The 12,670-nt window shown below is 36.9% G+C and carries 10 protein-coding genes; 4 read left to right on the top strand and 6 right to left on the bottom strand.

The window, feature by feature from the left end; genetic code table 11:
- Window positions 1-324 precede the first annotated feature (324 nt).
- Window positions 325-2,025: a gamma-glutamyltransferase gene (gene ggt, locus BUA71_RS14815; RefSeq protein WP_072881148.1), complete on the bottom strand. Its 1,701-nt coding sequence runs from the start codon at window positions 2,023-2,025 to the stop codon at window positions 325-327.
- A gap of 93 nt (window positions 2,026-2,118) precedes the next feature.
- Between ggt and pepT the strand changes: the two genes are divergently transcribed.
- The gene (gene pepT / locus BUA71_RS14810; protein WP_072881146.1) at window positions 2,119-3,372 is read left to right on the top strand and encodes a peptidase T; all 1,254 of its coding nucleotides are present in this window, start codon (window positions 2,119-2,121) and stop codon (window positions 3,370-3,372) included.
- Between the two features lie 91 nt (window positions 3,373-3,463).
- On the opposite strand, the gene BUA71_RS14805 is transcribed toward pepT, so the two are convergent.
- From BUA71_RS14805 to BUA71_RS14785, 5 genes are all read right to left on the bottom strand, one after another.
- Entirely contained in the window at window positions 3,464-4,099 is a 636-nt protein-coding gene (locus BUA71_RS14805) for a hypothetical protein (RefSeq protein ID WP_072881144.1), read from the bottom strand.
- Between the two features lie 291 nt (window positions 4,100-4,390).
- Entirely contained in the window at window positions 4,391-4,717 is a 327-nt protein-coding gene (gene yajC / locus BUA71_RS14800) for a preprotein translocase subunit YajC (RefSeq protein ID WP_072881142.1), read from the bottom strand.
- Window positions 4,718-4,720: 3 nt separating this feature from the next.
- A complete protein-coding gene (locus BUA71_RS14795) occupies window positions 4,721-5,185 on the bottom strand; it encodes a DUF1573 domain-containing protein (RefSeq protein WP_072881140.1) in 465 nt (154 codons plus the stop codon).
- 49 nt (window positions 5,186-5,234) lie between these two features.
- Window positions 5,235-6,179: a transcription antitermination factor NusB gene (nusB, locus tag BUA71_RS14790; RefSeq protein WP_072881137.1), complete on the bottom strand. Its 945-nt coding sequence runs from the start codon at window positions 6,177-6,179 to the stop codon at window positions 5,235-5,237.
- Window positions 6,180-6,261: 82 nt separating this feature from the next.
- Window positions 6,262-7,365: a Glu/Leu/Phe/Val family dehydrogenase gene (locus BUA71_RS14785; RefSeq protein WP_072881135.1), complete on the bottom strand. Its 1,104-nt coding sequence runs from the start codon at window positions 7,363-7,365 to the stop codon at window positions 6,262-6,264.
- A 135-nt stretch (window positions 7,366-7,500) separates the two neighbouring features.
- Between BUA71_RS14785 and BUA71_RS14780 the strand changes: the two genes are divergently transcribed.
- The 3 genes from BUA71_RS14780 (at window position 7,501) to BUA71_RS14770 (ending at window position 12,464) form a co-directional block, all read left to right on the top strand.
- Entirely contained in the window at window positions 7,501-9,258 is a 1,758-nt protein-coding gene (locus BUA71_RS14780) for an ABC transporter ATP-binding protein (RefSeq protein ID WP_072881133.1), read from the top strand.
- 75 nt (window positions 9,259-9,333) lie between these two features.
- A complete protein-coding gene (locus tag BUA71_RS14775; protein ID WP_072881131.1) occupies window positions 9,334-9,714 on the top strand; it encodes a PUR family DNA/RNA-binding protein in 381 nt (126 codons plus the stop codon).
- Between the two features lie 233 nt (window positions 9,715-9,947).
- Window positions 9,948-12,464 carry a M14 family metallopeptidase gene (locus BUA71_RS14770; protein WP_072881130.1) on the top strand — a complete coding sequence of 839 codons (2,517 nt, stop codon included), beginning with the start codon at window positions 9,948-9,950 and terminating at the stop codon, window positions 12,462-12,464.
- The last annotated feature ends 206 nt before the right edge of the window (window positions 12,465-12,670 follow it).

Genomic DNA, 12,670 nt, shown 5'->3' with positions numbered 1-12,670 from the left:
TACTTGATAGATTAATAATAACGAAGGAAGATTTATATACTTCTTATATTGTAGACCTACTTCAAAAGTCTAAACTTTGCTATTTGATAATTTATTCTTTTTTTGAAAAATTTTAAAATTTAACAACTTGAGACAATTATTTTTCTGAAATTTTCCGTTTTCACCTATTCCTTCCTCTTTTTACGCTCTTAAAAGATAATTAGCTCGAAGCAAACTCACTATATAATATAGAGAAGGAATATTCTAATTTCGAAACAACCCGATAGCTGATAGCTACCGGCACGAAGCATTTAATTCTCGATTATTGAGTAAACTTCAGGAGAATTAATATCCTTTAGCAGCATCATCACCTCTTTTATCGGCTCCACCTTCCAGGCGGCCGTCTGGTAAGACCAGAATTGCATCTACTTTACCAATAATCCTGGATTCCCCCTCATCTATATGATAACCTTTATTTTTTAAAGCATCCAGTAGGCTCGCATCAAAAGAATTGGGTTCAAAAAGAATCTCATCTGGTAGCCATTGATGATGAAAACGGGGCGCATCTACCGCTTCCTGCATGCTCATATCAAATGCTTCTACATTGAGAATGGTTTGTAGAACCGAGGTAATTATAGTAGAGCCACCGGGAGAGCCAAGGGTCATCCATAGTTTGCCGTTATTTTCTACAATTGTAGGCGTCATAGAACTTAACATCTTTTTACCCGGCGCAATAGAATTTGCTTCAGCACCCACCAAACCAAACATATTTGGCACACCGGGTTTAGAGCTAAAATCGTTCATTTCATTATTCAGAAAAAAGCCCAATTCTTCTATATACAGCTTAGAACCATAGGCTCCATTTAAAGTGGTAGTTACTGCAACCGCATTTCCAAACTTATCAACTATCGAATAGTGAGTGGTCTCATCGCTTTCGTAGCCAGGAATTTCACCATAGCTAATGCTGGAAGAAGGGGTTGCATTATCAAAACTAAAATTACCCATCCTTCCAGAAAGATAAGCATCACTTAAAAGTGTATCTACAGGAATATCAACAAAATCTGGATCTCCCAAATAGAAACTTCTATCGGCATAAGCTCTTCTTTCAGCTTCAGTTAACAACTGAACCGTTTCAATAGAGTTATGTCCATATTGCCTAAGATTAAACGGTTCTAATGATTTTAAAATTTGCCCCAGCACAATACCACCGCTAGAGGGTGGCGGCATAGAATATATGGTAAGATTGTTATATTTTACCTTAATAGGATCTCGCCAATGGGTTTCATATTGCTGTAAGTCTTCCAGAGTCATAATCCCATCATTCTCCTGCAGAAATTCAAGCATTATTTTACCGGTTTTACCCCCATAAAATTCTTCTTTACCATGGGTTGCTATTCTTTCCAGCGTTTTGGCAAGCTGCATATTTTTAATGGTATCTCCTGCTTTATAAGGTTTCGCAAATAAGATAGTATCTTTATTCTCCTGAAGAAATAAATCCCGGTAATTAGCCAGGGTTTTACTTTGTTTACCGGTCACCACAAAACCTTTTTTTGCTAAAGCGATTACTGGTTTTAAAATTTCTTTCATAGGCATTGAACCCATTTTTTTATGAGTGGCAAAAATCCCGGCAACGGTGCCCGGCACACCCACGGCCAGCGCGCCCAGCCTACTTTTTTCAGAAATAACATTACCGTCTTTATCCTGATACATGGTTTTAGTTGCCGCCAGTGGTGCTTTTTCTCTGTAGTCTAAGGAACCGGTTTCGCCATTTGCTTTTCGATAAACCATAAATCCGCCACCACCTAAATTGCCGGCAAAGGGATACGATACTGCCAGGGCCATTTCGGTAGCCACCATGGCATCAAAAGCGTTACCACCGTTTTTAAGTATTTCCAGGCCAATTTTAGAAGCTTCTTCTCGAGCCGACACCACCATAGCGCTATCGGCGGTAACTCCTAACTTAGTGGTTGAAGAATTATTTAAGGTTTCAGCATTCTTGCAGGAAGCGAAGATTAAGATTACGAAAAGCAGTAATAGTTTTTTCATAAGGATAAGGAATAGCTATTTGGGTTAATTATATTTGCCTATATTATTTCGACAAAATACTTCTTAAATTTCGAAAAATAAAGTCCAACCCAGATGATTGATAAAAAAAAGATTATAGATCGCTTTATTAGCTATATAAAAATTGATACCCAAAGCGATCCTGAAAGTAAAACTACTCCAAGTACAGAGAAACAATGGGATTTAGCCCGCAAACTCGCAGAAGAACTAGCAGAGATGGGCATGGAAGAAGTAAGTATTGATGAAAATGCTTATGTAATGGCCAGCTTACCCGCCAATGTTTCACACCAGGTACCGGTGATTGGATTTATTTCTCATTTTGATACTTCGCCAGATTTTAATGCCACTAATATTAATCCACAGATTATTGAAGATTATGATGGGAAAGATATTGTTTTAAATAAAGAGCACGATATTGTGCTTTCTTCGGAATATTTTGACGACCTAAAACAATATAAAGGACAAACTTTAATTACTACCGATGGCACCAGCCTCTTAAGTGCCGATGACAAAGCCGGAATCACCGAAATAATGACGGCTATGCAATATTTATTGGAGCATCCAGAAATTCCGCATGGGAAAATCAGGGTAGGCTTTACGCCCGATGAGGAAATAGGACGTGGTGCTCATAAATTTGATGTGAAAAAATTTGGGGCTGAATGGGCTTACACGATGGATGGCAGCCAAATTGGTGAATTGGAGTTTGAAAATTTTAATGCTGCCAAAGCGGTGATTAGCGTTCGGGGAAAAGGAGTTCACCCCGGCTATGCCAAAGATAAAATGATAAATAGCCAATATATTGCCGTAGATTTTATTAACTCCTTACCTAGATTAGAAACCCCGGAACACACTGAAGACAGGCAGGGATTTTTCCATTTAAGCGATATGAAAGGTGCTGTGGAAGAAACTATTCTAGAATACATCATAAGAGATCACGATTTAAATCAATTTGAAGCGCGAAAACAAATGATGCAGGATTTAGCTTCAGAAATTTGTTCACAATACAACAGCGATTGTATAGCTGTAGAAATCACAGATCAATATTTTAATATGCGGGAGAAAATTGAACCGGTAATGCATATTGTAAATCTGGCTGAAAAAGCAATGGAAGCGGTTAATGTTAAACCGCTTTTAAAACCCATTCGTGGTGGTACAGACGGGGCACAATTGAGTTATATGGGACTTCCCTGTCCCAATATATTTGCCGGCGGCCATAATTTTCACGGTAAATATGAGTATGTACCGGTTGAAAGTATGCAAAAGGCCACAGAAGTAATTGTAAAACTCGCCGAATTGACTTCAGAAGAATTCAAAGAGAACGATCTATAATTCATCTAACATTTAAATAGCTAATCCAGGATTTATAAAATAAGAAACCCGCTTTTAGAGCGGGTTTCTTATTAGAATTCAAATTGTATTTCTACATATTCTCATCTCTCATGTTGTCTGTTTTAGACGCAGGTAAAAATATTTGTACCCCAAAATTTAAACCTAAAGAATGTTGGTAGGTCGTGTTACCACCACCTACTAAGCCGTTGTACTTAGCTGAAGCTTCTAAAGCAACACTTTCGGTTAAAAAATAAGAATAACCGGGACCTACGCCAAATGCGAAACCATTTGTAGTTGGTCCATCCTTAATATTAACTCCGGCAATACCCGCATTGGCTTCCATAAAAAAGCGACCGTGTTTCAATAAGTTATCCACACCACGTTCTCCCGGGCTTAAATAATATCTTGAAAGTGCCTGTACTCCATAAGTTGTAGTTTTTGTTGAAACTCCATTATTCTCTGGAGATTTTGTAAATCCTAAATTTACCACACCACCAAGTAAAAAGTTATCACTTACAAAATAACCTATTTTTGGACTGATACCTACATTAAAGCCTGCACCATCGTTAAGTCCAAAATTAAATCCGAAGAGACCATTGCTACCGGTATTTACAATTCCGCTCCCAATATCACTTCCCAACATTAAATTTCCTTCCTGAATTTGCGCATTAGATATTCCGGTAAATCCAAGAAATAAAACTGTACTAAAAAATAATAGTTTTTTCATAATTCACAATTTTAATGGAGTCGTCCTTTTAAGACCACTACCTAGTTATTTTTTTGATTAATTAAATTCAAAGATAGTCAGCTATTGCCGCGCGCACTGGCTATTTCACATACTTTAATACTATTTTAAATAAACTTTACCAATAGTGGAAGCTTACAAGAAGAAGAGAAATTGTGACAGGTTACAATTATTAACAGCGTGTTTTTATCTTTTTTATAGCTTTAAAATCAGGAAATAAAAAAGCCTTTCGTTAATTGAAAGGCTTTTCTTTAGGTATTATAAAGCAGAAATTTATTTTTTCCCTTTAACGGCTTTGGTCTTATTATCTTTTTCAGACTTTGCCGGTTCATTGAGTTTTTTACTCATTTCCATAGAGATAGAAGAACGGTCGAAAGTTATTTTTCCTGCTCCGGTTTCAATAATTACTGCATTGTTTTTTTCGCTAAAATCAACAATTTTGCCATGCATACCACTCTTGGTCACCACCCGGTTACCACGCTCTAATTCGGCAGCAAAATTACGTTCTTGTTTAGCTTTTTTCATTTGTGGACGTATCATAAAAAAATATACAACCACAAACATTAATATTATTGGGGCAAAATTAGTTAATTGTTCCATTTACTAACTGGCATTTTCTTCAGTTTCAACAAAAGCTTTAATCCTAAGACGCTCAGATCCATTTTCGGTATTGGCAGTTACAGTAACTGTTTTTGTTACCTTACCTTTTCCAGAACCGTTAAACTTCACCAACATTTCCCCAGATTCTCCAGGTTGGATAGGTTCTTTGGTATAAGAAGGCACGGTACAACCACAAGTACTTTTAGCATTTGTAATCACTAATGGCGCCTGGCCTGTATTTTTGAAAGTAAAAGTATGCTCCACATTTTTACCTTTAGGAATAGAACCAAAATCATGCTCAGATTTTTCAAATTCCATAGTTGGATAAACGGTAGCCTTTGCATCACGCTCTGCAGCGCTTTCTACATTTTCGGCTTTCACTTTCTCTGAGGCGTTATTGTTGTTGTCTTTACAGGAAGTAAATAGCAGCGCCCCCACTGCGGCTAACATTAAAATTCCATTTTTCATCATATAATAAATTTATAATTTAATCTTTAAAAATAAGAAAAAATATTCACTACATAAGGCCACGCCCTACTTTATTTAATTTCTTCTCCTCTTTATACTCCTTAGAAAGTTTATCCAGCACTCCATTGATAAAAATGCTGCTTTTTGGCGTACTGTACTCTTTCGCTAATTCCAGGTATTCATTAATGGTAACTTTTACCGGGATAGAACTAAATTTTAAAAACTCACAAATAGCCATTTTAATAAGGATCATATCGATCTCTGCTATACGGTCCCTATCCCAATTTGGAGTTTTGCCTAACATTTCTTCAGCAAGCATCTCGTCGTTTATGTAAGTTTTTCTGAATAACTCTTTAGCAAAGTCTTTATCATCTTCACTCTTATATAATTTCCCCAGTTTAAGTGTTTCGGCCGAGCCTGGTTTTAACTTCTGAAGAAACTTAAGCACTGCTGTATTCACCAGGGGCAAATCATCTATCCAGGTAAGTTTGCTGTCTTCCAGGTAATCGTATAACTTATCATTGGGTGCTATTATTTCTTTAAAAACACTAATAATAAAGGCTTTGTCCTCTTTAAAATTAGATTCCCGCGAAGCCATGTAGTTTTGATACAGCTCGCTTTGTCTTAAATCGTCCCAAATGATTTGCGCGTATTCATCGTCTCTTTTCCAATGAGTAATCTTGCGGCTCTCCAAAGCATCCTGTAAACTTTCATTGTTTTCCAGAATACTAAAAACAGGATTTTCAACAAATTTTTTATTGGGATCTTTATCCTCGGTTGTCGCGAGGTGCTTATGTTGTGACCTTTCTAAAAAGGTTTCGGCCTTTGTTTTTATTTCTGCAATTAGGCTTAATTGCAACAGGAAAAGATCGTACATCTCTTCCATACTTTTTAACAGGAACCGTTCTTCGGCACCTAAATTATTATTTTGGCTTTGGTTAAAGGCGTAAAGGGATTGCATAACTTTAACCCGAATATGTCTTCTTGTCAACATTAGTTTTAAAGAACTTTTTAGCATTAGAAAAGGCGAAAGAAGATTCTTTCGCCCTGCAAAAATACCAAACTTTTGAAATTGACTACTTCAAATCACGATTTTTTCTGTCGTCAATTCTTTGTTGCGCGATTTTCAAGGCTGCATAATGCGAGGTCATCTCCTCTTTATCTGCTTTGGCTAAAATCTCTAAGGTTGTATTGTAAATATTTTCGGTCTTTCTTATGATCTCCTTTTTATCATATTTCTCTAATTCAGCATAAACATTTATAATTCCGCCGGCATTAATTAGAAAATCGGGAGCGTAAACAATACCTCTTTCTTTAAGGATCTTTCCGTGTGTGGCTTCATCTGCCAATTGGTTATTTGCAGCCCCGGCGATAACCTTCGCTTTTATACGTTTTACCGTATCGTCATTAATAGTTGCACCAAGGGCGCAAGGTGCATAAATATCTACTTCGGCATCATAAACATCTTTACCTTCAAAGATATTGGCATCATATTTTTTCTTAACCTCCTCTAGGCGTTCCTGGTTAATATCACTTATATAAACTTTGGCGCCATTTTCAGTTAGGTGTTTTACAAGAGTTTCCCCAACGTGACCAATCCCTTGTACCAATACTGTTTTTCCTTCTAAATTATCGGTTCCAAATTTATGTTTTGCAGCAGCTTTTAGCCCCATAAACACTCCATAAGCGGTAATTGGGGAAGGATTTCCCGAGCCACCTTTTTCTTCAGAAATACCACTTACATGTTTTGTAACTTCATATACAGTATCCATATCGGCGGTTTCCATTCCTACGTCTTCGGCAGTAATATATTTACCGCTAAGGGAATCTACAAAGCGACCAAACCTCCTCATAAGCTCTGGTGTTTTTTGAGTTTTTGCATCTCCAATAATCACGGCTTTTCCTCCACCAAGGTTTAATCCTGTAATGGCACTTTTGTAAGTCATCCCACGAGATAGACGAAGTACGTCGTTTAAAGCCTCCCATTCACTGGCATAATCCCACATCCTGGTTCCACCTAAAGCTGGTCCTAAAACCGTGTTGTGAATACCAATAATTGCCTTTAAACCTGTATCTTTGTCGTTGCAAAAAACGATTTGTTCGTGATCATCAAAAGAAATTTGCCCAAATACCGGTGCAGATTTTTTAAGTTCATCTGCATTTAAAACATCAACTTGCATATTTTGTTACTTTTTAAAATTAGCGTTTTCATTTTTCTGAAAAACACGATACAAAATTAACGAATATTTTAACAAAGAGGATTCTGAAACGTGTTAAAATAACATATCCTCAAAAAAACTGTCTTTAAAAAATAGATGAAGCATCTAAAACACCTCAATAAATACTTTTTAAAATATAAGTGGAAATTACTTATTGGCCTTGTGATAACTATCGCAGCCAGGATTTTTGCATTGTATTACATTCCACTTATTGGCGATTCTACAGATGCCATTGAACAATATATAAATGGCAAAATTGAAAGCCTGGAAGTTTTAAGAACTGAGCTTGCCATAAATATTGGTCTAATTATAGGTGCCACTTTAATCGCCGCTTTCCTAACTTTTTTAATGCGCCAAACCTTTATCGTGGTTTCCAGGAATATAGAATACGATTTAAAAAATGAAATCTACAAACATTACCAGGAACTTTCCCTTAATTTTTATAAAAAGAACCGAACAGGGGATCTCATGAACCGCATTAGCGAAGATGTAACCAAGGTGCGTTTATACCTGGGGCCGGCAATTATGTACACGGTAACCACCTTTACGTCTAGCGTGGTAGTGCTTATTTTTATGGTGCAGGCCGCACCAGAGCTTACACTTTATACCGTTGCCCCCCTACCGCTTTTGGCCTTCTCTATTTATAAAATTAGTGTAGCCATTCATAAAAGAAGTACTGTGGTGCAACAATACCTATCTAAGCTAAATACCTTTACCCAGGAAAGCTTTAGTGGAATTGCCGTAATTAAATCTTATGGGATGGAAAAAGGAATAAACAGTAGTTTTGTAGATCTTTCCAACGGCAGCCGCGATAAAAACATAGACCTGGTAAAAGTGCAGGCGTTCTTTTACCCTTTAATGGTGTTAATCATTGGGATAAGCAATGTCCTGGTTATTTATATTGGTGGAAATAAATATATAAACGGGGAAATAGCAAATATTGGGGTAATTGTAGAATTTCTTCTTTATGTAAATATGCTCACCTGGCCCATTGCTTCTATTGGCTGGGTAACTTCTTTAGTGCAACAGGCAGATGCCTCCCAGGAGCGTATAAATGAGTTTCTTCAGGAAAATCCAGAAATTACCAATAAAAAAGAAACACCAGATGAAATAAGGGGTAAAATCGCTTTTAAAAATGTGAGCTTTACCTATGATGATACAAATATTACGGCTTTAAAAAACATTTCTTTTGAAGTAAAAAGTGGTGAAACTCTGGCGATTATCGGTAAAACTGGCGCCGGTAAATCTACTATCCTGGAACTTATTGGCAGATTATATGATGTGGAAAAAGGTGAGATTTTGATTGATGATAAAAATATAGAACAGCTCAACTTAGATAGCCTTAGGAATAATATTGGATATGTGCCACAAGACGCTTTCTTATTTAGTGATTCTATAAAGAGCAATATTAAATTTGGGAAAGCCAGCGCTACAGACGAAGAAATTTATGAAGCTGCAAAAAATGCTTCTGTGCATAAAAATATTAAAGGTTTTAGTAAAGGCTACGATACCGTGCTGGGAGAACGTGGCATCACGCTTTCGGGAGGACAAAAGCAACGGGTGTCTATCGCACGAGCCATTATACACAATCCAAAGATCTTATTGTTTGATGATTGTCTCTCTGCAGTAGATACCGAAACCGAGGAAGAAATATTACATAATCTCTTTAAGATTTCCAGAAATAAGACTACTGTAATTGTGAGCCACAGAATTTCTTCTATAAAAAATGCCGATAAAATTATTATTCTTGAAAATGGGGAAATTGTGCAGCAAGGTTCTCATTCCCAATTAATAAACCAAACAGGCTATTATAAAGAACTTTATACTGAACAATTAAATGAAAAAGAAATGTGAAAATTTTTTGCTAGATGTTAAAAATTTTTAGATTTTTGAGCAGTACTAACACAAACTATTTAAAGAATTTATTTTATGAGTGAAAAGGGAATGATGGAGAAAGAAGAAATATTCTCTAAAGTGCTAAGAGCCGGAAGAAGAACTTACTTTTTTGATGTGAGGGCGACCAGAGCCAACGATTATTATCTAACAATCACAGAAAGTAAAAAGTTTACTAACGATGATGGTTCTTTTTTCTACAAAAAGCACAAAATCTATCTTTATAAGGAAGATTTTATAGGCTTTAACGAGATTTTACAGGAAATGACAGATTTTATTCTCGAAGAAAAAGGAGAGGAAGTAATTAGCGAACGCCATAGAAAAGACTTTAAAAAAGAATATGAAACTTCAGAAACCAGTTCGGTTAAAGAAGCTTCTGCTGAAAAATTTACTGATGTAAGTTTTGACGATATTTAAAAAACACAACCAAAAAGTGAGGTGATGTAAACTCACAAATCTAAAATCTATATTTTAAAAATTTGATTTTTCTTAGACTCGCTTTTTAGTATTCATTTTATAAGACAACCGTCCCGAATTTTTCCGGACGGTTTTTTTGTAGTTTATAAAAAGCAGGGGAAGTTCACACGTTACTATAACTTTCAACTTATTACTTAGTATTTTCAACGTTTAAGTTTTAAAAACCACTAATTATGAAGAATATTCTACGTTTTTTAGTTTTTTGTCTCTGCTTTAATGCTGCTGCGCAAGAAGAGGATTTAAGTTTAGCTTATTACCTTCCTCAAGACGTTAATTACAATCCCGAAATCCCCAAACCCCAGGAGGTTATTGGTTATATTCCCGGGGAATGGCACGTGACCCACGACCTACTTTTAAGCTATATGCGTAAACTCGCCAACGCCTCCCCGCGCATTAGCCTGGAAAACCGTGGCAAGACTTACGAAGGTAGGCCATTGGTGCTGTTAACGATTACTTCAGAAGAAAACCATGAAAACCTGGAAGAAATTCGTAAAAACCATTTGGCTTTAACCCAGGAAAACGCTTCTTCGCTAAATACTTCAAAAATGCCCATTGTGGTAAACCAGGGGTTCTCTATTCACGGGAACGAACCCAGTGGCTCTAATGCTGCGCTTCTTGCAGCCTATTATCTAGCTGCAGCAGAAGGTGCAGAAATTGAAGATTTATTAGAAAATACAATAATTTTATTTGATCCTTCATTTAACCCAGACGGTCTGCAACGCTTTGCTTATTGGGCAAACAGCAATAAAAGTGAACACATTAACGCAGATCCTCAAGACCGGGAATACGACGAAGTTTGGCCTGGCGGCAGAACCAATCATTATTGGTTTGATATGAACCGCGATTGGTTGCCGGTACAACTACCAGAATCGCAGGCCAGGATTGGTACTTTTCATAAATGGCACCCCAATATCCTTACAGATCATCACGAAATGGGATCGAATGCCAGTTTTTTCTTCCAACCGGGTATTCCTTCCAGAACGCATCCCCTCACCCCGCAACTTAATCAGGATCTTACCAAAGAAATTGGCAATTATCACGCTTCTGCTTTCGATGAACTTGGTTCTCTATATTATACTGAAGAAAGTTTTGATGATTTTTACTACGGAAAAGGCTCTACTTTCCCCGATATTAATGGCGGAATTGGAATTCTATTCGAGCAAGCCAGCTCACGCGGTCACGCCCAGGAAACCGATAACGGCATACTTACTTTTCCTTATACCATTCGCAACCAATTTACGGCAGCCCTTTCTACTCTGGAAGCAGCTAAAAATATGCGAGAAAAAATTCTAAATTATCAGCGGGAATTCTATAAAAATGCTAGAAATTCAGCTGAAAAAGGAGCCTATGTTTTTGGTAGTGAAAAGGATGCATCCACTGCTTATGAGTTGGCAAAAATCCTGAAGAAACATAAAATAAAACTTTATAAATTAAAGGAAGATGTAAAGAGTAACGGTAAAAGCTTTTTTAAGAACACCGCCTATGCGGTTCCTAAAGATCAGCGGCAACACCGGCTGGTAAAAGCCATGTTTGAACGTAGAACCGAGTTTCAGGATAGTTTGTTTTACGATGTTTCTGCCTGGACCCTTCCATTGGCCTTTAACCTGGATTTTTCAGAAGATATTAAAACAAGGGAGCTTGGCGAAGAAATTCAAGAACTCAAAAAACCGACTATTGAAGCTACCAAAAAGAGCGATTACGCCTATTTGCTTCCGTGGGAAGACTACTATGCGCCAAAAACCCTAAACATGATCCTGGAAAAAGGCTTGCGCGCCAAAGTAGGCATGCAGCAATTTTCCTTAAACGAGCGCTCCTATGATTATGGAACAATCTTGATCCCGGTTCAAAATCAACTTTTAAATTCCGAAGAAATGCACGAATTTCTTCAGGAAGTAGCCCAAAAATCAAACGTACAAATAGACGCCATCAACACAGGACTCACCAGTGGCATTAATTTAGGAAGTAATCAATTTAGAGCTTTAGAGCCTGCAAAAGTTGCATTGCTTGTTGGGGAAGGTATTACATCTTATGATGCGGGTGAAGTTTGGCATTTGTTTGACCAGCGATACGATATGAAAATCACAAAACTGGATACTCGAAATTTCTCGCGATCTAATTTAAGTAGATATACAGATATTATCTTGCCAAACTCCTGGGGCAACGCTTTAAAAGAAAAAGATATAAAAAAGTTGAAAAAATGGGTGAGCAATGGAGGAACCTTAATTGGATATAGAAATGCAGCCCGTTTTTTTAAGCAGAAAGATTTTATGGATTTGGAGGTCAAAAAAGATAGCCTGGTGGCTAAGAATATCAGTTTTGAAGAAAAAAGGGATTTTAGGGGAGCCCAGGGCATTGGCGGAACTATTTTCGAAACCAAACTAGATCTTTCGCATCCTGTAAACTTTGGCTATACTAAAGATAAACTACCGGTTTTTAGAAACACAACAATCTTTATAGAAGCCGATAAACAGAGTTACAATAATCCTATTCAATACACCAAAAAGCCTTTATTAAGTGGCTATGTTAGCAAACCCAGATTAGAGGATATTGCTGAAACCGTACCTTTTAAGCACAGTAGCCTGGGTAAAGGAAATGTTATTTTGTTTGTAGATAACACCAACTTTAGGGCATTTTGGTTTGGCACCAATAAGTTATTGATGAATGCGATTTTCTTTGGAGATGAGATGTAAATTATCACTAGTGTCCGGTAAAGAACCAAGATCGCTTTGCTGCAAGAAAAAAGAGAAAAGACTAAATTGTAACTAGCTAATAATTGTAATCTTTAATATATATTATTCTTCAACCAATAGCGTCCTAAACGATTGAAAAAGAGAAGGGAATTTTTGTTCCTCAAAGTTTACCTTTGAGGTGCACCACAAAAACCCCTTCTCTGATG

Source organism: Salegentibacter echinorum, from assembly GCF_900129445.1.
Classification (GTDB): Bacteria; Bacteroidota; Bacteroidia; order Flavobacteriales; family Flavobacteriaceae; genus Salegentibacter; species Salegentibacter echinorum.
This window is presented reverse-complemented; position numbering and strand designations above follow the sequence as displayed.